The organism is Vineibacter terrae (assembly GCF_008039615.1).
Taxonomy (GTDB): Bacteria; Pseudomonadota; Alphaproteobacteria; order Reyranellales; family Reyranellaceae; genus Vineibacter; species Vineibacter terrae.
Map to the genome: position 1 here is coordinate 86,749 of NZ_VDUZ01000005.1, position 20,818 is coordinate 107,566.

At 68.7% G+C, this 20,818-nt stretch carries 16 protein-coding genes; 9 read left to right on the plus strand and 7 right to left on the minus strand.

Annotated elements, in window-relative coordinates:
- Nucleotides 1-4: 4 nt before the first annotated feature.
- The gene (locus tag FHP25_RS06030) at nt 5-469 is read right to left on the minus strand and encodes a carboxymuconolactone decarboxylase family protein (RefSeq protein WP_147846005.1); all 465 of its coding nucleotides are present in this window, start codon (nt 467-469) and stop codon (nt 5-7) included.
- Nucleotides 470-564: 95 nt separating this feature from the next.
- On the opposite strand from FHP25_RS06030, the gene pdxR reads away from it, so the two are divergent.
- The 4 genes from pdxR (at nt 565) to FHP25_RS06050 (ending at nt 8,734) form a co-directional block, all read left to right on the plus strand.
- On the plus strand, nt 565-1,998 hold the full coding sequence (gene pdxR / locus FHP25_RS06035; protein ID WP_218578218.1) for a MocR-like pyridoxine biosynthesis transcription factor PdxR: 1,434 nt from the start codon (nt 565-567) through the stop codon (nt 1,996-1,998).
- A 225-nt stretch (nt 1,999-2,223) separates the two neighbouring features.
- The gene (locus FHP25_RS06040; RefSeq protein WP_147846006.1) at nt 2,224-5,748 is read left to right on the plus strand and encodes an Ig-like domain-containing protein; all 3,525 of its coding nucleotides are present in this window, start codon (nt 2,224-2,226) and stop codon (nt 5,746-5,748) included.
- A complete protein-coding gene (locus tag FHP25_RS06045) occupies nt 5,745-7,433 on the plus strand; it encodes a type I secretion system permease/ATPase (protein WP_147846007.1) in 1,689 nt (562 codons plus the stop codon). The genes FHP25_RS06040 and FHP25_RS06045 overlap by 4 nt, the downstream gene beginning before the upstream one ends.
- A complete protein-coding gene (locus tag FHP25_RS06050; RefSeq protein ID WP_147846008.1) occupies nt 7,430-8,734 on the plus strand; it encodes an HlyD family type I secretion periplasmic adaptor subunit in 1,305 nt (434 codons plus the stop codon). The genes FHP25_RS06045 and FHP25_RS06050 overlap by 4 nt, the downstream gene beginning before the upstream one ends.
- 409 nt (nt 8,735-9,143) lie before the next feature.
- Here FHP25_RS06050 and FHP25_RS06055 read toward each other — a convergent pair whose 3' ends face one another.
- Nucleotides 9,144-9,749, minus strand: coding sequence for a hypothetical protein (locus FHP25_RS06055; RefSeq protein WP_147846009.1), 606 nt, complete (start codon nt 9,747-9,749; stop codon nt 9,144-9,146).
- A 179-nt stretch (nt 9,750-9,928) separates the two neighbouring features.
- On the opposite strand from FHP25_RS06055, the gene FHP25_RS06060 reads away from it, so the two are divergent.
- The 5 genes from FHP25_RS06060 (at nt 9,929) to FHP25_RS06080 (ending at nt 15,598) form a co-directional block, all read left to right on the plus strand.
- A complete protein-coding gene (locus FHP25_RS06060) occupies nt 9,929-10,807 on the plus strand; it encodes a DUF6371 domain-containing protein (RefSeq protein WP_147846010.1) in 879 nt (292 codons plus the stop codon).
- A 251-nt stretch (nt 10,808-11,058) separates the two neighbouring features.
- A complete protein-coding gene (locus FHP25_RS06065; RefSeq protein ID WP_147846011.1) occupies nt 11,059-12,132 on the plus strand; it encodes a dihydrodipicolinate synthase family protein in 1,074 nt (357 codons plus the stop codon).
- 80 nt (nt 12,133-12,212) lie between these two features.
- Nucleotides 12,213-13,364, plus strand: coding sequence for a Gfo/Idh/MocA family protein (locus FHP25_RS06070; protein WP_147846012.1), 1,152 nt, complete (start codon nt 12,213-12,215; stop codon nt 13,362-13,364).
- Nucleotides 13,365-13,522: 158 nt separating this feature from the next.
- Entirely contained in the window at nt 13,523-14,683 is a 1,161-nt protein-coding gene (locus FHP25_RS06075; protein ID WP_147846013.1) for a dihydrodipicolinate synthase family protein, read from the plus strand.
- An 81-nt stretch (nt 14,684-14,764) separates the two neighbouring features.
- Nucleotides 14,765-15,598 (plus strand): sugar phosphate isomerase/epimerase family protein, encoded by an 834-nt coding sequence (locus tag FHP25_RS06080; protein WP_147846014.1) that lies wholly within the window; start codon nt 14,765-14,767, stop codon nt 15,596-15,598.
- A gap of 40 nt (nt 15,599-15,638) precedes the next feature.
- Here the strand turns inward: FHP25_RS06080 and FHP25_RS06085 are convergent, their stop codons facing one another.
- Genes FHP25_RS06085 through FHP25_RS06105 form a run of 5 tightly spaced genes read right to left on the minus strand, consistent with a single transcriptional unit; the run spans nt 15,639 to nt 20,755 of the window.
- Complete coding sequence (locus FHP25_RS06085) at nt 15,639-15,998, minus strand: GFA family protein (protein ID WP_147846015.1); 360 nt, start codon at nt 15,996-15,998, stop codon at nt 15,639-15,641.
- 16 nt (nt 15,999-16,014) lie between these two features.
- Nucleotides 16,015-16,488: a gamma-glutamylcyclotransferase family protein gene (locus FHP25_RS06090; protein ID WP_147846016.1), complete on the minus strand. Its 474-nt coding sequence runs from the start codon at nt 16,486-16,488 to the stop codon at nt 16,015-16,017.
- A 15-nt stretch (nt 16,489-16,503) separates the two neighbouring features.
- Nucleotides 16,504-18,108: a methyltransferase regulatory domain-containing protein gene (locus tag FHP25_RS06095; protein WP_178133328.1), complete on the minus strand. Its 1,605-nt coding sequence runs from the start codon at nt 18,106-18,108 to the stop codon at nt 16,504-16,506.
- Nucleotides 18,109-18,140: 32 nt separating this feature from the next.
- On the minus strand, nt 18,141-19,745 hold the full coding sequence (locus FHP25_RS06100) for a methyltransferase regulatory domain-containing protein (protein WP_147846018.1): 1,605 nt from the start codon (nt 19,743-19,745) through the stop codon (nt 18,141-18,143).
- Nucleotides 19,746-19,777: 32 nt separating this feature from the next.
- A complete protein-coding gene (locus tag FHP25_RS06105) occupies nt 19,778-20,755 on the minus strand; it encodes an aldo/keto reductase (protein ID WP_147846019.1) in 978 nt (325 codons plus the stop codon).
- Between the last annotated feature and the right edge of the window lie 63 nt (nt 20,756-20,818).

The following is a 20,818-nucleotide window of genomic DNA, read 5'->3' on the forward strand; positions in this document are numbered from 1 at the left end:
ATTGCTATGATGCCGCGGCCGCCTTCACCTGGACCGGATGGACCATGCGGAAGCCGACGCCGAAGCGGTTCAGCAGGTTGATGGTGCCGATCAGCGCCGTGAGCTTCACGGTCTCCTCCTCGGAGAAGTGCCGTCGCACCTCGTCATAGACATCGTCGGGCGCCCGCGTCTGGGCGAGCAGGGTCAGCGCCTCGGTCCATGCCAGCGCCGCGCGCTCGCGGTCAGTGTACAGCGGCGATTCCTGCCATGTCACCAGCAGCTGCACGCGATCCTCGCTCTCGCCCTTGGCGCGCGCATCGCGGCTGTGCAGGTGGACGCAATAGGCGCAGCCGTTGATCTGCGAGGCGCGCAGCTTCACCAGCTCGATCAGTGACGGCTCCAGGCCGCTTTTGTTGACGTGGCCGGCGAGCGTTATGACGGCCTTCATCGTCTCGGGCGCTACCTTGTGTGCATCGAGCCTTGCCTTCATCGTAGCCTCCATTGAATGTCTGGCGTCTGCAGGCGAAGAGGTAGCCATCGGTGCCGAGCGGCGACAGGGCCAAGACCGGAGCGAACGAGCAGGCCATGACCGGGGGCCTTGCGGCGCTGCACGGCATGCGGCTGGACCGCGGCGATGCCATGCCGATCTACCGCCAGATCGAGGCCCGCATCCGGGCCGCGATCCTGGATGACCGGCTGGCGCCGGGCACGCGCCTGCCGTCCTCGCGCAGCCTCGCCAGCCAGCTCGCCGTGGCGCGCGCCACCGTGGAGCTGGCCTACAACGTGCTGGCCGGCGACGGCTTGATCGAGGGGCATGCTGCGGCCGGCACCATCGTGGCGCCGCGTCTGCAGGCCGATCACCTGCGGGCCGCGCGCCGGCGCGAGGCGGCGCAGCGGCCGGTGATCCAGCCCAGCCTGATCTGGTCGGCCACGACCCGGCCGCTGCAGATGGGCGTGCCGGCCTTCGATGCCTTTCCGCGCAAGCTGTGGACGCGGCTGGCGGCGCGCACGGCGCGTGGCCTGTCGACGGCGCAGATGACCTACCAGGACACGTCGGGCTACGAGCCGCTGCGCCGCGAGCTGGTGCGTTATCTCGCGATCGCGCGCGGCGTGGTCTGCAGCATCGATCAGGTGTTCATCACCGCAGGCTTCCAGGGTGCGCTGGGCCTCATTGCCCGCATCCTGCTGAAACCAGATGACGAGGTCTGGGTCGAGGATCCCGGTTATTTCTTCGGGCGCGATGCGCTGGCGCTGGCCGGTGGCCGGCCAGTGCCGGTGCCGGTCGACGGCGACGGCCTGGATATCGCCGCCGGCATGGCCCGCGCACCCGAGGCGCGCTTCGTTGTCGTGACGCCCACCAACCAGTTCCCGCTGGGCGCCAGCCTGACGACCGCGCGCCGCGCCGACCTGCTGGCCTGGGCTGGCGCCAACGGCACCTGGATCATCGAGGACGACTACGACAGCGAGTTCCGCTATCGCGGACCCAAGATGCCGGCGCTCAAGAGCATCGATGCGCCGGGCCGCGTGCTCTATGTCGGTACCTTCAGCAAGGTGCTGTTTCCAGCCTTGCGGCTGGGCTACCTCGTGGTGCCCGAGCCGCTGATCGAGCGTTTCGCCACAAGCGCAGCGCTGCTGCAGCCGCAGCCGTCGCTTGCCGATCAGATCACCGCCACCGCGTTCATGGCCGAAGGCCACTTCGCGCGCCATGTCGCGCGCATGCGCGGGCTCTACGCCGAGCGTCGCGAGGCGCTGCTGCAGGCGCTCGCAGCATTGCCCAAGCCCCACTGGGCGGTCGAGGCCGCCGCCGGCGGCATGCATGTGATCGTGCGCTTGCCGGCGGGCGCAGACGATGCCGCCGCCGTCATGCGCGCGCACGCTGTCGGCCTCTCGCCCGAGCCGCTGTCGCGCTTCGCGATGGAGGCCGAGACAGGCCCTGGGCTGCTGCTGAGCTTCACCAACCTGCCGGCCGAGACGGCTGCGCGCACGATGCGCAAGCTGCACCGTGCCCTGCAGGCATAGGCATTCGCCTGCGCCGCGCCGGTTCTATCCATTTCGATCATAGTTGTGGTCGACACCGCCGGCGCTACCGCGTAAGGCGTTGAGCAACGCAGGCATGTTCATTAGGAAGCCGTATCTGGATTTCATCCAGCGCTTTGTTTCATGTCCATTACAGAAAACTGAATTTTCAACTCAAGTACTTTCAGAAATACGCAATAATTTACACCAGGAAATACAGATTACATTATGGCTACGACGACGAACGCCGACTTCGGCGCGACCCTCAATGCTGCCATCCAGGGCGGCTATGTCGCCCATCTCTCGGGCCAGACCTATACGATCGACCAGCCGATCGTCATCCACGTCACCAGCACGACGCAGGGCGCGCTCGGCATCGACGGCGGTGGCGCCACGCTGGTCTCGCAGGTGACCAACGGCGCGCCCCTGATCCAGATCGTCGTCGATCCGGGTGTCGACCTCCGTTACCTGACGTTGTCGAACTTCACGATTGCCGGCAATGGCCTGGAGGGTGCCGGCATCCGGATCGTGGCCGACGGCAATGACCGCTGGGTCTACAACTGGACCATCGACAACGTGACCGTCCAGCATGTCGGCGGCTATGGCCTGGACGTGCAGGGCAGCGTGTTCGAAGGCAGCGTCCGCGATTCGTGGATGATCGACAACGCCAAGGGCGGGGCCGTCTTCGCGCACAGCGCCGGCGGCGGCCAGGTGAGCGCCCTGCGCTGGTTCGGCGGCGGGCTCAAGGACAATGGCGGCGCCGGCCTGGTCCTCGACAACGGTGCGCGTGACCTGACCGTCGACGGTGCCGCCTTCGTCAACAATGCCGATGTCGGCATCAGCGCGGCGTGGGGCATCTCCGCCGTGAGCGCGAGCACGTTCCAGGACAATCACGGGCCTGGCGTGTGGTTCCAGAACTACGGCAATTTCAACAACAACACGTTCACGACGTCGGGCGTGCAGGGCGTCGGCATCCAGGGCTATCTGGCGGGCAGCGCCACCCTGGTCGGCAACACCAGCACGTACACGGGTGCCGGATCCGACCCGACGGCCCTGGCCGACCTTCAAGGCAATGGCGGGGCATTCCTCGTCGGCGACAGCGGCAGGATCGTCACCGGTTCGAGCGTGGCGGTGAGCGGGGTCGGCGGCGGCAACGAGGCGCACGTCGTGGTCGACTCGCAGGGCGTCGCGCTGCCGACCCTGGCCGCCGTGAGCGCCGCGACGACGGCCAGCGTGGCGAGCAGCACCGGCACGGACGCTGTGGAGAGCGCGCTGCGGTCGGCCATCGCGAGCGGCACGGTCACGCATCTGACGGACACCACCACGTATACCGTCACCGCGCCGATCGTCATCAACATCACCAGCTCGATCCAGGCCGAAACCGGCATCGACCTGGGCGGTGCCAAGATCATTTCGCACATCGCGGGCGGCGGGCCCGTCATCGAAATCATCGTCGCGCCCGGCGTGGACGTAGGCCACCTCACGCTGTCGAACTTCTCGGTGCTGGGCAATGGCGGCGAGGGTGATGGCATCAAGATCGTGGCCGACGGCAAGGATCGCGTGATCCGCGACCTCAGCATCAACAATGTCAACGTCGAGCATGTCGGCGGCATCGGGCTCGACGTGCTGGGCAACGTGTCGCACGGCACCGTGCTCGAGTCGTGGATGCACGGCAACGGCGAGGGTGGCGCGCGCTTCGCCAACAGCGCCGGCGGCGGCACGGCGAGCGGGCTGGAATGGATGGGCGGCGGCTTTCGCAAGAACGGGGGCGCCGGCCTGATCCTCGACAACGGCGCTCATGACATGACTGTCAGAGGTGCCTACTTCGTGGACAACTACGGTCCCGGCCTCTACGCCACGTCGGGCATCACACTGGTGCGCGACAGCGGCTTTGAGAACAATGAGGGCGTCGGCGCCCTTGTCGGGAGCAGCGCCAATTTCGTCGATGTCGGGTTCGCGACCTACGGCGTGCAGAAGACCGGGGTCGGTGGCTATCTGGCGGGCGGCCAGGTGACGCTGACCGGCGTCGGCAGCGAATACTACGGCTGGGGTGCGAACCCGACGGTGCTGGCCAACCTGCAGGGCAGCGGCACGCTCGCGATGGTGGGCGGCGGCGAGGTCGTGGCCGGGCCGAATGTGACGATGAGCGGCGGCAATCCCGTGATCAACCCGCCCGCCGACACGACGGCACCGGCCGTGACCGAGCGTCTGGCCAGCGACACCGGCGCCTCGGCCAGCGACAAGATCACCGCCGATCCGGCACTGACCGGAACCGGTGATCCCGGCGCCGTGGTGCATTTCACGGTCGACGGCAAGGCGATTGCCGCCACCGCGATGGCCACCGCCAGCGGCGTCTGGTCGTACACGCCCGTGGGCCTGGCCGACGGCCAGCACACGGTCGTCGCCAGCCAGACCGATGCCGCCGGCAATACGGGCACGGCGTCGCTGATCTTCAAGCTCGACACGACGGCGCCTGTCGTGACGGAGCGGCTCGCCGGCGGCACGGCGACGTCCAGCCCGGTGCTGACCGGCACCGGCGACCCCGACACGCTGGTGCACTTCACCATCGACGGTCGAGCGATCGCCGCCACCACGACCGCCGATGCCAGCGGCGTCTGGTCGTACACCCCGGTGGGCCTGGCGGACGGCCAGCACACGATCGTCGCGAGCCAGACCGATGCCGCCGGCAACACCGGCTCGGCCGCGTTCACCTTCACGCTGGCCACTGCGCAGTCCGCCGTGCAGCCTGGGCCGGCGCCAGTGGTCACGCAGAAGCTGGTCAGTGACACCGGCGCTTCGTCGACCGACAACATCACGTGGGACCCGACGCTCGCCGGAACCGCCGATGCCGGCGCCGTCCTGCACTTCACGGTCGACGGCAAGGCGATCACCGCCACCGCAACGGCGGATGCCAAAGGCGCCTGGTCGTTCACCCCGGTCGGGCTGACCGATGGTGCGCACACCATCGTGGCGAGCGAGACCAATGCGGCCGGCGTCACGGGCACGGCTTCGCTCGCCTTCACCCTCGACACCCACACACCGATCCCCATCTTCACCAGCGTGGTGCAGTCCAACGGACAGGCGACGGTGAGCGGCACCACCGGCACGGCCAACGATACGATATCGATCTACGACGGCCCTACTTGGGCGGGCTTCGCGACCACCGGCAGCGATGGCCATTTCAGCTTCACCACGGCGGCCGCATCCAGCGCGGTCCATTTCTACGGCGCCAACGCCACCGATCTCGCCGGCAGCGAGGGCCACGGCATCGGCAAGGCCATCCTGGGCAGCTACAAGTCCGACACGCTCAGCGGCACCTCGGGCGGCGATGTCATCAACGGCGGTGGCGGTGACGACAAGATCACCGGTGGCGCGGGTGCCGACACGCTGAGCGGCGCCGCCGGCAAGGACAGGTTTGTCTACAACGCCGCCGCGCAGTCGACGCCGGCTGCCGCCGATACGATCACCGACTTCCAGCACGGCAGCGACAAGATCGATTTCACCACCATTGCCGGCATCACGGCCGCCGCGGGCGTGCCGCTGTTCCAGGGCAATATCACCGGCAGCGGCAACCTCACGCTCAATCCGCACAGCGTGGCCTACGTCGAAGCAGGCGGCGCCACACACGTGCTCGTCAACACGTCGAACGCGCCCGAGACCGTGACGGCGACCGACACCCACGCGGCCAACATGGAAATCGTGCTGCTGGGCGTCAATCTCGGGCTCACAGCCAGCGACTTCTCACACTCATGAAGTCCGAGCTCGCACGGCTGGTACGCTTCAGCGGCTCCTATCTGGGCACCGCTGCCGCCTTCAGCCTCGCCATCAACCTGCTCTATCTGGCAGGCCCGCTCTACATGCTGCAGGTCTATGACCGGGTGGTGCCCAGCGGCAGCGAGCTCACGCTGCTGATGCTGACGCTGGCGCTGCTGATGGCCTATTTGGCGCTGGCCGGCCTCGACACCGTGCGCGCCCGCTTGCTCACGCGCGCCAGCGTCCGGCTGGACCAGCGTGCGGCGCCGCGCGTCATGAAAGCGATCGTCGATCACCCGGCCAGCGCCGGCGGCGCGCGCAGCCAGCTGCTGCGCGACTTCGATCATCTGCGCCAGTTCATCGGTGGTGCCGGCATCCATGCCCTGTTCGATCTGCCCTGGGCGCCGGTCTACATTGTCGTGATCGGTATGCTGCACTGGACGCTGGGCGTCTTCGCGCTGGGCTGCGGCGTGCTGCTGATCCTGACGGCGCTGGTCAACGAACGGCTGGTGCGCGCGCCGCTGGCCGATGCCAATGCAGCGGCGGCGCGCAACTACAGCTTCACCGAGATGAGCCTGCGCAATGCCGAGGCGATCCGCGCCATGGGCATGATGGACGGGTTGCTGCAGCGCTGGTCGCACGATCGCCACCGCACGCTGGAACGCCAGGTCGTGGCCTCCGACCGCGCTGCGACCGTGCAAGGCGCCATGAAGTTCCTGCGCCTGTCGATGCAGTCGGTGATCCTGGGGCTGGGCGCCTGGCTGGTGATCGAGCGCAACGTGACGGGCGGCGCCATGTTTGCCGCCAGCCTTCTGCTGGGGCGTGCCCTGCAGCCGGTCGAGCAGATCGTCGGCAGCTGGCGCACCCTGGTCTCGGTGCGCGGCGCTTGGCGGCGGCTGGATGAGCTCTTCCGGGTAAGCGTCGCGGGCGCGCCGACCGTGACGCTGCCGCGGCCGGCCGGTCACCTTGCCGTCGAGGAGCTGACCTTCGTCGCGCCCGGCAGCACCAGGCCGCTGCTGCGCGGGGTGTCCTTCGATCTGCAACCGGGTGAGGTGCTGGGCGTGATCGGCCCGTCCGGCGCCGGCAAGTCCACCCTGGCACGCCAGCTGGTGGGTGTGCTGGCGCCCAGCGCCGGCGCGGTGCGGCTCGATGGCGCTGACATCGGCCCCTGGGCGCGCGGCACGCTGGGCCAGCATGTCGGCTATCTGCCGCAGGATATCGAGCTGTTCGCCGACACCGCCGCGGCCAATATCAGCCGCTTCCGGCCGGGCGATGACGCGGCGATCATCCGGGCCGCCCGGATGGCAGGCGTGCACGACCTGATCCTGCGCCTGCGCCACGGCTACGACACGCAGGTGGGCGAGGGTGGCGAGGTCCTGTCCGGCGGCTATCGCCAGCGCCTGGCGCTGGCGCGCGCCGTCTACGGTGATCCCAGCCTGGTTGTTCTCGACGAGCCGAGCTCGAACCTCGATGCCGACGGTGACGCGGCGCTGGCCGACTGCATTCGGGGGCTCAAGCAGCGCGGCGCTACGGTCGTCCTGATCTCCCACTGCCCTGGCACGATCGGCCTGGCCGACAAGCTGCTGGTGCTGCGGGAGGGCACGGTCGTGCTGTTCGGGCCGCGCGCCGACGTCATGCGGCGGCTCTCGCCCGGCCCCAAGCTGCAGCCGGTGAGGTTGGCATGACCGACATCAGCCAGGCACCCAGCGATTCCGGATTCTGGTCGGCGGCCGCCGGCTGGCTGATCATCGCCGTGCTGTTCGGCGGCCTGGGCAGCTGGTCGGTCATTGCGCCGCTCAACGGAGCTGTCGTCGCCAACGGCGTGGTCAAGGTCGAGGGCAACCGCAAGAGCGTGCAGCATCTTGATGGCGGCATCGTCAAGGAGCTGCGGGTGAAGGAGGGCGATCGCGTCAGTGCCGGCGACGTGCTGATCGTGCTCGACGACACCCAGGCCAAGGCGGAGCTCGAGATCCTGTCCCAGCAATACGTCGTGCTGCACGCCGGCGAGGTCCGCCTGCTGGCCGAGCTGGCCGGGGAAGCAGCCATGGTCATGCCGCCGGAGCTCGCAGCCAGGACATCCGATGCCTACGCGAGAAACATCTGGGCCGGCCAGGTCCGGCAGTTCGAGGCCCGCCGCGCTGCAATCGAGGGCCAGCGCAAGGTCATCACCGAGAAGATCCACCAGCTCCAGTCACAGATCGCCGGTGCCGAAGCGCAGGTGAAGGCTTATGCCGAGCAGAGCGACTCGGTACGTGCCGAAGCCCAGAGCATCGCGCCGCTGGTGGAGAAGGCGCTGCTGCCGCGTGCCCGGCTGCTGCAGCTGGAGCGCGCGGCGTATGGCCTCGACGGCCAGATCGCCGATGCGCGCGCCAGCGTCGCGCGGTTCCGCCAGGCCATCGCCGAGCAGGAGCTGCAGATCACCCAGCTGAGCAACGACCGCATGGCGGAGGTCACCAAGGATCTGCGCGAGGTCCATGCGCGGCTGGTCGAAGTACTACCCAAGCGCACCAACGCCGAGGCGGTGCTGGGCCGCATGGAGATCCGCTCGCCCTATGCCGGCCGCGTCGTGGGCTTGAGCATGTTCTCCATTGGCGGCGTGATCCAGCGCGGCGAGCGGATCCTCGACATCGTGCCCGACGAGGGGCTGACGATCGATGTGCAGGTCGCCGTTGACGACATCAGCGACGTGCATCCTGGCGCCAAGGCCGAGCTGCACCTGACGGCCTACAAGCAGCGCATCGTGCCCACCGTCCAGGGCGGCGTGATCAACGTGTCGGCCGATCGGCTCACCGACCCCAAGACCGGCAATGCGTATTTCGTCGCCTCGATCCGGCCGGACCCCGCCGCGCTCGCCGCGCTGCCCGGCATCCACCTCCAGCCCGGCATGCCGGTGACGGCGATGATCCCGACCGAGGCCCGCACCGCGTTCGACTACATCGTGGGCCCCCTGACGGCGTCCTTCAGCCAGGCGTTCCGGCAGAGATAGCCACCGCTTCCCTATGGCGCTTTATTTGTCGTCCTTATATGAGCGATTGGAAGTCTCAGCGGCGGAGGTGTCAGCGTGTTGCGAAGACTTCATCTCTCTTCCTCCGTAGGCTCGATCCAAAACTCAAAGCCTACCTCCTGACCTCTCGTCGCTACATGGAATCTGAGCGAAGGAGCTTGCGGTGACTGGTGCCAACGACTGGCGGCTCTGGGGCCGGCTGGGACCGCGCCTGCCCTGGGCGAAACCCAAGGGTCGCTCCGGATGACGGTGGGGCGGAGCCTTCCAGACGTGTCTGCAAAACGTGTGGGAGGCCGGGCAGCAGCCCAAAACACTTGGATGCTATGGCCGCCGTCGCAACATCTGGTTTGTGCTGACCGCAACGTCCTCTCGCCACAATGGCTTTTCGAGGCTAGACTTGGTGCCGATGCGGAGGGGAGGTGGTCAGGCGATGCAAGCTGACTTTGCCCTGCTCAAGAAGCGTGTTCGTGACGTGATCGAACGGTCCAAGGTCGGCGAACGCGTGAATGATGTGTTGCTGGAAGCCGATCGGGATGATGAGGGGGCGGATTTCCTGCGCGTGCTTCTCAAGGTGGAATTTCTTGAGAGTGTGAGCGACGCTGATATGGAATCGCTGGTCGAGGCCATCGAAGCCGCCATAAGCGCTGTGGATGAGCGATTTCCGAGTGTTCGCTTTCGGGTAGGTCGTATTGCCGGTTGCAACCTCAGCAATTCGGCCGCCGTTTTCACCAAAATAGGCGGCGATGTCGTGTTGTTTGTCGCCACGCAAGAGCATGCCCTTGATGATCTGTGTTTCTCGATAGTTGAAAGTCGCCATGTCGTCGTCGCCCCCTGACCATGCCGATTCTTCGGCATGGTGGTTGGGCAGATGGTGGCACAACGCATCAGATTGTTGAATGGACGCTTTACCTGTCGGCCTGCCGGGGATCGGGGTGCTTGGTCCTTCGCCGCCTCCCGGAATCGCGTACATCGAACCTGTTCTGGCCTGCCGCGGCATGCACGCTCGCGGTGGGCGCAATGTCTGGTTTTGTACCGATTGCAGGTGAGTCGCCGGCAACATATAATAGTCGAACTTGGTAAGCGTTCCCGTCGCCGGGGCATGTCCTGAGGGTTTCCGAGGGACGAACGGGCGCCACGCCTGCCCGGCAGTCAAAGGGCAAGCCGCCGCCGGGCTTCATGCGGGCGTCTTCGCCGGTTGCTGACGTCAAGCAACACCCTCCTCACCATCATCGGGTGGCGCCCATGAGTGCGCGCAATTTCGCGGATCTGACGCATGCCGGCCACGGCGCACCGCTGCGCTGGTGGCATTACACCGACACCTTCGCCATCGCCGCCTTCCGCGGCCGCACCGGCCGCAAGATCATCGCCATGGCGGTGCGCAACGGCGCGCCCTGCTGCTGGCACGAGCCGCCGGCGCCGCTGCCGCTCTACGGCGCCGCGGCGCTGCAGGCGCGACCCGAGGCGCCGGTGCTGGTGGTACAAAGCGAGGCGGTCGCCGATGCCGCCCGGCGGCTGTTCCCGGACCACGTCTGCCTTGCCTGGGCGGGCGGCTGCGCCGCCGTCGACAAGGCCGACATCAAACCGCTGCGCGGCCGCGACGTGGTGCTGTGGCCGGACGACGACGCGGGCGGCACGGCGATGGTGCGGTTCCAGGTGCGGCTGCAAGGTTGGGCGCGCACGACCGTGCGCATCGCCGCGCGGCGCGCCTGGCCGGTGCCCTGGGATGGCGGTGAACCGCCGGCGCTGCCCGACGCCACCGCTCACCTTTCCCCGGAGGGGGGAGGTGCCCCGAAGGGGCGGAAGGGGGATGTTGGATCGGATTCGGCGTCTCCTCGTGAAGAAGCGACTTCTCTCACCGAAGAGGTATCGCCTGACAATGAAGCGATCTGCCCCGGCGACATCGATCTTGCAGCAACATCCCCCTTCCGGCGCTGCGCGCCACCTTCCCCCCTCCGGGGGAAGGACTGGATCATGGCAGGCCCGCCGGTGGATTGGCGCAAATCGCGCTACTGCCGCGGTCCGATTCGGTGCCGTGGAAGTCCTTGTCACTGCTGACGAATTCCAGTTCCGCAATCAGCGCAAATAGCGCAGACGGTTTCGCCGAGGCTGTCCCCCATCTGTCATTCCGAGCGCAGCGAGGAATCTTTGGCGACAGGGGCAATGATGCGTCGTTCAGAAAGATCCCTGGCCACGCGCGGGATGACGGGTGTGCATCAGGGCAACAGTACCCATTGGCACCCGTTGACAGTGCGGCGCCGGATGCGCCACGGTTGTAACCGGATGGTTACTTGACCTGGAGAGGCATCATGGCGGCCAACGGCGGCCTGCATTGGTCCGATATCCCGGCCCCGGTCCTGGCGGTGCTGCGGCAGGGCGCCGTGCTGCCGGCCCATCCGCTGGCGCTGGACGAGAATCGCGCCTTCGACCGCGACTCGCAACGCGCCCTGTCGCGCTACTACATCGATGCCGGCTCGGGTGGCCTGGCCGTGGGTGTGCACGCGACGCAATTCCAGATCCGCGATGTCGGCCTCTACCGGCCGGTGCTCGAGCTGGCGCAGCAGACCGCCGACGCCTGGACCGACCGGCCGCTGGTGATGATCGCCGGTGTCATCGGCAAGACCGCGCAGGCCGTCGAGGAGGCGCGGCTGGCGCGCGCCCTGGGCTATCACGCCGTGCTGCTGGGGCTGGGCGCATTGAAGGGCGCCGGCGAGGACGAGCTGGTGGCGCACTGCGCCGCGGTGGCGCGCGAGATGCCGCTGGTCGGCTTCTACCTGCAGACGGCGGTCGGCGGCATCCCGCTGTCGCGCGCCTTCTGGGCGCGCTTCGCGGCCATCGAGAACGTCATCGCCATCAAGGTGGCGCCGTTCAACCGCTACAAGACCCTCGACGTCGCCGTCGGCGTCGCCATGGCCGGCGCCGAGGACCGCGTCACGCTGTACACCGGCAACGACGACCACATCGTCGCCGACCTGCTGATGCCGTGGCGGGTGCGCGCCGGCAACCGCGAGGTGACGCTGCGTTTCCGCGGCGGGTTGCTGGGGCACTGGAGCGTGTGGACCAAGGCCGCGGTCGGGCTGCTGGGGCAGGCGCACGCCGCCGTCGACAGCGGCTCGGTACCGCTGGACGTGCTGGCGCTGGACTCCAAGGTGACCGACTGCAACGCCGTGGTGTTCGATGTCGCCAACGAATTCCGCGGCTGCATCCCCGGCTGCCATGAGATTCTCCGCCGCCAGGGCCTGCTGCGCACGGTGCATTGCCTGGATCCGCACGAGGTTCTGAGCCCGGGGCAGTCGGACGAGATCGACCGCCTCTACGCCACCTACCCCGAGCTCACCGACGATGCCTTCGTCGCCGCCAACCTCGCGCGCTGGCGCGGGTAGCGCGTGGCGGCCGTCCATCCAGTCAGTCATCCCTCGCTACGCTCGGGATGACGCGTTGATCGACAAGGGGACCTGCAACAATGCCAACACGTCGCCTCGGCATCATCATGAACGGCGTGACCGGGCGCATGGGGACCAACCAGCACCTGGTGCGTTCCATCGTCGCCATCCGTCAGCAGGGCGGGGTGGCGCTGGCCAACGGCGATCGCGTCATGCCCGATCCCATCCTGGTGGGCCGCGGCGCCGACAAGGTCGAGCGCCTGGCCAAGGCCTATGGCATCGAGCGCTGGACCACCGACCTCGACACGGCGCTGCACAACCGCAACGACGAGGTCTTCTTCGACGCCGCCACTACCCAGGCGCGCGCCGGCCTGCTGGCGCAGGCGATCGACGCCGGCAAGCACGTCTATTGCGAGAAGCCGGTGGCCGACACGCTGCATCATGCGCTGGCCGTGGCCAAGAAGGCCAAGGCCGCCGGCATCAAGCACGGCGTCGTGCAGGACAAGCTGTTCCTGCCGGGCCTGCTGAAGCTGAAGATGTTGCGCGACTCGGGCTTCTTCGGCCGTATCCTCTCGGTGCGCGGCGAGTTCGGCTACTGGGTGTTCGAGGGCGACTGGCAGCCGGCGCAGCGGCCGTCATGGAACTACAAGAAGGCCGAGGGCGGCGGCATCATCCTCGACATGGTCTGCCATTGGCGCTACGTGATGGACAACCTGTTCGGCGCCGTGAAGTCGGTGAGCTGCCTGGGCGCCACCCATATCCCCGAGCGCTGGGACGAGGCCGATCGCAGGTACGCGGCCGACACCGACGATGCCTGCTACGCTACCTTCCAGCTCGAGGGCGGCGTGATCTGCCACATCAACAGCTCCTGGTGCACGCGCGTGCGCCGCGACGATCTGGTGACGTTCCATGTCGACGGCACGCTGGGCTCGGCCGTCGCCGGTCTGCAGAGCTGCCGCACCCAGGCGCGCGTGAGCACGCCGCGCCCGGTATGGAACCCCGACGTCAAGCAGAGCATCGACTTCTTCGCCGGCTGGCAGGAGGTGCCTGACAACGTCGCCTACGACAACGGCTTCAAGGCCGAGTGGGAGATGTTCATCCGCCATGTCTGCGAGGACGCGCCGTTCAAATGGACCCTGTTCGAAGGCGCCAAGGGTGTGCAGCTGGCCGAGCTGGCGATGCGGAGCTGGAAGGAGCGCCGCTGGATCGACGTCCCGCCGCTGGAGGTTTGATAGTTATCCTCCCCAGCTTCGCTGGGGAGGTGCCCCGAAGGGGCGGAGGGGAGCCGACGTGGTCTTGGCAACTGAGACCACGTCGGCTCCCCCTCCGGCCTTCGGCCACCTCCCCCAGCGAAGCTGGGGGAGGGAAGACATCGAACGAGGAAACAACCATGCCCACCATCCATCTCCCCACCCGTGACGGCCGCACCGAAGCCTTCGCCACCCGCACGCCGCGTGTCTTCCCCAAGGCCGACCGGCCGTTCACCCGCATCGCCTATTCGGCGGTGCATGTCGTCGCCGATCCCTTCGCCGATCACGACCCGTGGCTGACGCCGGCGATCGACTGGGAGACCACGCTGAAGTTCCGCCGCCATGTGTGGTCGCTGGGGCTGGGCGTGGCCGAGTCGATGGACACGGCGCAGCGCGGCATGGGGCTCGACTGGCCGACCAGCCTGGAGCTCATCCGCCGCAGCACGGCGCTGGCCAAGGCCGAGGGCGGCCTGATCCGCTCCGGCGCCGGCACCGATCACCTGGCGCCGTCGCCAGACCTCACGATCGACGACGTGATCCGCGCCTACGAGGAGCAGTGCGAGGCCGTCGAGCAGGCCGGCGGCCAGATCATCCTGATGGCCTCGCGGGCGCTGGCCGCCTGCGCCAGGTCGCCCGACGACTACCTGAAGGTCTACGACCGCATCCTGCGCCAGGTGGCGGCGCCGGCGCTGATCCACTGGCTGGGCGAGATGTTCGATCCGGCGCTCGATGGCTACTGGGGCCACAAGGATCACTGGCAGGCCATGGAGACCTGCCTGGCGGCGATTACGGCCAACGCCGGCAAGGTCGACGGCATCAAGATCTCGCTGCTCGACAAGGACAAGGAGATCGTGATGCGCCGCCGCCTGCCGGAAGGCGTGCGCATGTACACCGGCGACGACTTCAACTACGCCGAGCTGATCGCGGGCGACGCGCAGGGCCATTCCGACGCGCTGCTGGGCATTTTCGATGCCATCGCGCCGGCGGCCTCGGCGGCGCTGGGGGCGCTGGCGCGCGGCGAGTCGGGCACGTTCCACGACATCCTGGCGCCGACGGTGCCGCTGTCGCGCCACATCTTCCGCGCGCCCACGCGCTTCTACAAGACCGGCGTCGTGTTCATGGCCTATCTCAACGGCCTGCAGGAGCATTTCGTGATGGTGGGCGGCCAGCAGAGCGCGCGCTCGCTGCTGCACCTCGCCGACCTGTTCCGCCTCGCCGATGCCGCCGGCCTGCTGAAGGACCCCGACGACGCGGTCGCGCGCATGCGCCGCGTGCTCGCGGTGCACGGGCTGGCGAATTAATTCCCTCTCCCGTTCGCGGGAGAGGGAGGGGCCCATGGCGCGTAGCGTCATGGGAGGGTGAGGGATCAAGGAGAAGATGCCATGCGCGACCTCGCCGCCCATCCCGACCTGCTGTCGCTGAACACCGCCACGGTGCGCGAGCGCTGGACCTTGCCGCAGATCATCGAAGGGTGTGCCCGGCACGGCATCCGCGCCATCGCGCCGTGGCGCGACCAGGTCGCGGCCTGCGGGCTGGAGGCCGCGGCCAGGCTGATCCGCACGCATGGCCTGCGGGTCAACGGCTATTGTCGCGGCGGCATGTTTCCCGCCGCCGACGCCGCCGGCCGCGCTGCGGCGATCGCGGACAACCGCCGTGCGGTCGACGAGGCGCTGGCGCTGGGGGCCGAGTGCCTGATCCTGGTGGTGGGCGGCCTGCCGGCCGGCTCCAGGGATATCGCCGGCGCGCGCCGGCAGGTGCAGGATGGCATCGCCGCGGTGCTCGATCATGCCCGCCCGCAGGGATTGAAGCTCGCGATCGAGCCGCTGCATCCGATGTACGCCGCCGACCGGGCCTGCGTGAACACGCTGGCGCAGGCCAACGACCTCTGCGATGCGCTGGGCGACGGGGTGGGCGTCGCGGTCGACGTCTATCATGTCTGGTGGGATCCGGCGCTCGAGCGCGAGATCGCGCGGGCCGGGCGCCGCATCCTGGGCTTCCATGTCTGCGACTGGCTGGTGCCGACGACCGACATGCTGCTGGACCGCGGGATGATGGGCGATGGCGTCATCGACATCCCCAGGATCCGCGGCTGGGTCGAGGCGGCCGGCTACGCCGACTGCGTCGAGGTCGAGATCTTCTCGGCCCGGAACTGGTGGCAGCGCGACCCCGACGAGGTGCTGCAGACCGTCCGCGAGCGCTACGCCAGCGTGTGCTGAGCTGTCCCTTCTCCCCGCCTTCGCGGGGAGAAGGGACATGCTACAGGCTCCGCCCGTCGAACGGCGCGGCCTTGACCGTGCCGAGGTCGAGGCCTTCGAGGCAGCGCACGTTGATGGCGATGACCGGCGTGCCGTCCGGCTTGGCGCCGCGCGCGAAGGACTCGACGCCGCAGGCCGGGCAGAACTGGTGGTGGATCCGCTTCTTGTTGAACTGGTAGTCGGCCACGGCGTCCTCGCCGGCCAGCAGCTTGAAGGCCGTTGCCGGCACGAAGGTCAGCATCAGGCCGTGCTTGGTGCAGATCGAGCAGTTGCAGGCGATCACCTGCGCCAGGTCGGTCGTGACCTCGTAACGGACCTGGCCGCAGTGGCAGCCACCCGAATAGGTCTGAGGTTCCGGCATGACATCCCTCCGTCCGTCAATCGACCACCGGCGTCGCGGCCAGCGATGCGTGGTACGCCGCCGACAGCAGGTCGCGGCCGGCCAGCAGGTGCTCGAGATACCAGCGCGGCGGGCGCAGGCCGCCGGCCACGACCGCCGGCAGCGCCACATACATCACCGCGTCGAGCGGCTGGCGCGTGTCGAGCCGCATCACCTGCACGGCGCGCCTTGCGTACTGCCCGCTGCTGACGCCCTCGTCGACATCCAGCAGGTCGAGGCCCGCCGGCGGCATGCGGTTCAGCGTGCCCTCGACCAGCCCCGCCGGGTCGGGCATCACGTTGGCGGCGCCTTCGCCCGGCCGGTCCCGGCGCTGCTTGTTGAACGCCAGGCGCCAGCCGTGCAGGTGCCCCGCGACCCGCTCCAGCACCGGCACGCCCTTGTCCGTGCAACGCAGCTTGAGCCGGTTCGGATCCATGTTGGAGCCATAGGCGAAGTACCACACGTCAGTCATGCGGCTGCTCCCGGCTCACGACGCCTCCAGCAGTGCCGTGGCCTCCAGCGACCGCAGCGTGCTCTCGATCAGCTCCAGCGCCGCCGCGTGGCGCTCCGCCTCGCCGGCCACGGCCTGGCCGTCGCGCTGCAGGTGCGTGCCGGCGCTGGCCAGCGCCTGCAGCAGCGCATCGCGCAGCGCGACGCGGTCGCGCGTGCCGTCCAGCAGCGGCAGCAGCAGGCGCGACGCGGCGTCGATCAGGACGGGCTCGTGGCGCAGGCTGGTGGTGGCCGCCGCGCCCTGGGACGCATCGTGGCGTGCCAGCGGCGTCGCCCGCGGCCGCTCGGCGCCGGCAGCCCCGATGCGGACAGGCGTGATGCGGAAGTCGAGCATGCCGGCGTTCAGCAGCCGGTAGAGCGCATCCATCACCGCGGCCTCCTGCGCCGCCGGTGCCGACGACCAGCGTCCGGCGACGGCAGTCAGCTCGGCGGCCGTCACGGTCGCGGGGTAGCGGGCGCTCATCAGGTCCATGGCGATGCCGACGCCGGTGCTGCCGGTCGACAGCGTGCGCCCGGCATTGTCGCGAAACACGCGTGCGCCGTCCTGGCCGGCATCGGCCTCGGCCGTGAAGCGACCGGCGACATGCAGGGCCAGCAGCCGGTGCGGGTCGAGCGCCCGCTGCGCCCGCGCCGCGGTGGCGGCTTTGGCGAGGATCGACTGCCGGAACGTGCGGCCGGTCAGGATGTCGATGTACTGCTCCAGCGGCAGCAGGCGGTTGTCCGACAGCTGGCGCAGCGCGCCCGCGACCTCGGCGCCGTAGGTCTCGGCGATCATGGTATGCAGCTCGGTCTCGCCGAGATAGCCCAGCCCCAGCTTCTCGGCGCCGAGCACGAACTCGGTGACGGTGCAGGGGCTGTTCTCGTCCTCCAGGAACTCGTGCAGCACGTAGTCGTCGCGCTGGTTGGCGAGGAAGGCCGCCTCGGTGCGCAGCGCGGCGCCGTAGGGCGTCTGCTGCGGCACGCGGTCCTTCAGGAACTCGATGAACCAGCGCGCCTGCGCGATCTTCTGCGACGGGTCGGCGATATGGGCGGCGTGCGCGACCATCGAGTCGCGCACCACCCGCTTCATGTGCCAGCCCGGCATCACGTTGTACGAGATGATGGCGATGCCGTCGTCGCTCAGCCGCTCGGCGCAGACGCGCAGGATCGCCTCGCGCACGCCGGACGGCACCCAGCTGTAGACGCCGTGGCAGATCACATAGTCGAACGGCCCGTCGGCGGCACCGATCTCCGTCACGCTCTGGCGCCGCAGCTCGAGGTTGCCCAGCCCCAGCCCCTGGGCGCGGCGCTGCGCCTGCTCGATCTGCACGCCCGAGAGGTCGATGCCCAGGCACGTTGCCCCGGGCAGGTGCGCGGCCAGGGGGATGATGTTGCCGCCGGCGGCGCAGCCGATCTCCAGGATGCGCGCGGTGGCGACGTCGGGCGGCGCCAGGCCGAACAGCGTGGCGATGGCCGCCAGCCGCGCCGGGTGCGTCAGCGGAAAGGCATGCGACTGATAGGGCACCTCGTCATACTGCGCCGCCGTCCGCGCCAGCGCCGGCGCGACCTCGGGCAGGTTGGCGGGTGTATCGGCGGACGTCATGGCGGTGCGAGCTCTCGTTTCTTCATGGCATCTCATGCCGAGTCGGCCTGCAGCAGCGCCCGGGACTCCAGCGACTTTAGCAGCGACTCGATCAGTTGCAATGCGGCCGCGCGCTGCTCATCGTGCCGGCTGATCGGCTCGCCGTCCCGCTTGAGCTGCATGCCCCGGTCGGCGATGGCTTGCAGCAGGCCGGTGCACAGGGCCTCGCGGTCCCGCGTGCCGTCGAGCAGCGGCACCAGCAGCTGCCCGCCGATGTCGAGCGACACCTGCTCGTGCCGCAGGCTGGCGGTCGAGGCGGCACCCTGCGCGACGTCGGCGCGGGCCAGCGCGATGGCGGTCGGACGCGGGGCGCTGGCCAACCCGACGCGCAGGGGCTCGATATAGAAATCCAGCATGCCGGCATTCATCATCTCGCCCAGCGCATCGATCACGATTGCGCGTCGCGGGGCCGGCTCATCGAGGCCGGCGGTATGGATCAGCTCGGCCGGTGTGACCGTGCCCGGGTAGCGGGCAGCCAGCCGCTCCAGCGCGACGTGCACGTTGGGGCTGGCGGTCGTCAGCATGCGGCCGGCGCGGTGGCGGAACGTTCGCGCACCGCTCACTTCCGGCTCCGGGGCTTCCGTGAACTGGCCGGCGATATGCAGGTCCATCAGCCGGGCCGGGTTGAGGGCACGCTGCACGGGGCCCATCGTGGCCGTCCGGATCAGGATCGATCGCCGGAAGGTGCGGCCGGTAAGGATGTCGAGGTACTGCTCGTGCGCCAGCAGGCGATTGTCCGACAGGAGCTGCAGCGCCGACGCGATCTCCTCGCCGTAGCTTTCGGCGATCATGGAGTGCAGCAGGGTATCGCCGAGATAGCTCAACCCGGCCCGCGCCGCGGCCTGCACGAACTCGGTGAAGGTGCAGGGGGTGTTCTCGTCCTCGAGGAACTCGTGCATCACGTAGTCGTCGCGCTGCTCGGCGAGCTCCTCGAGCTCGGTGCGCAGCGCGTTGCCATAGGGCGCCTGCTTGGACACGCTGTCCTTCACGAGGTTGATGAACCGGCGCGTCTCGGCGGTCTTCTGCGACGGGTCCTGGATGTGCGCCGCGTGCGCGATCAGCGAGTCGCGCACCACCAGCTTCACATGCCAGCCCGGCATGACGTTGTAGCTGACGACGGCCATGCCGTTGTCGCTCAGGCACTCGGCGCACACCCGCAGGATCGCCTCGCGCACGGTGGCCGGCACCCAGCTGTAGACGCCGTGGCAGATGATGTAATCGAACGGCCCATCGCGGGAGCCGATCTCGGTGACGCTCTGGCGGCGCAGCGTGATGTTGCGCAGGTCCATGCCGGCGGCGCGCCGTTGTCCCTGCTCGACCTGAACGCCCGAGAGGTCGATGCCCAGGCATGTGGCGTCGGGCAGCTGGGCCGCCAAGGGAATGATGTTGCCGCCGGCGGCGCAGCCGATTTCCAGGATGCGCGCGGTGCGAATCGGCGGCGGCGTCAGGTCGAACAGCCGGCCGATCGCGGCCAGCCGGGCTGGATGGGTGAGCGGGAAGGGATATGATTCGTAGGGTACCGCGTCGTAGTGCGACGCCGTGCGCGCCAACGCCGGTGCGATTTCCGGCAGGGTGGCGGGAGCGTCGGACGATGTCATGGCGCGGCGTCGCCACGCTCAGGGGCGGACGGTCACTCCGGCACCCGGAACTGATACGGCTCCTCCAGCGATTTCACCTCGTCGGCCGCCAGCGGCGCCAGCTCGGTCGCCTTGGCCGCGTCGTCGAGCTGATCGAGGCTGGTGGCACCGATGATGGGTGCCGCCATGTAGCTCTTCGACCACAGCCACATCAGCGCCGCCTGCGTCGGCTTGATGCCGCGCGCTGCGGCCACCGCCTTCAGCCGTTCGACGACGGTCCAGTCGCAGTCGCGGTAGGTGCCGGCCTTGACGATCGTGTCGCTCTTGGAGCGCTCGGTCTCGCCGCCGCCTGCGCGATCGCGGTTGCCGGCCAGGAAGCCACGTGCCAGCGGACTGTAGGGGATCAGCCCCACGCCCTGCTCGGCGCAGAGCCGGTTCATCTCGCGCTCTTCCTCGCGCTGGATCAGGTTGTAGAGGTTCTGCATCGCGATCGGCCGCGCATAGCCCTTCCAGTCGGCGATCATCAGCATCTGCGCGAACTTGTAGGCCGGCATGGTCGAGCCGCCGATGTAGCGCACCTTGCCCGAGCGCACGATCTGGTCGAGCGACCACATGGTCTCCTCGATCGGCGTGTGCGGGTCCAGGCGGTGCACCTGGTAGACGTCGACGTAGTCGGTGCCCAGCCGCTTGAGCTGCGCGTCCAGCGAGCTCATCAGGTGCTTGCGCCCGGTGCCGACATCGTTGGGCCGGTCGCTCATGCGGATGCCGACCTTGGTCGAGATCACGATGTCGTCGCGCCGCGCCATCTTCAGCAGCGTGGCGCCCATGATCTCCTCGCTACGGCCGGCATTGTAGGTGTCGGCGGTGTCGAAGAAGGTGATGCCGACATCGAGCGCGCGCTTGAAGTAGGCCGGCGCCTCGTCGGCATCGAACTTGCCCCAGCCGCGCCGCCCCTTGGCGCCCCAGGAGTTGCCGCCCAGGCAGACGCGGCTGACCATCAGGCCCGAGCGGCCCAGCGGAACGTGCTTCATGAGACCCTCTTCGCATCGACCCTTTGACCACGATGACACCTGCATGCCATCGTGGTCCATCAC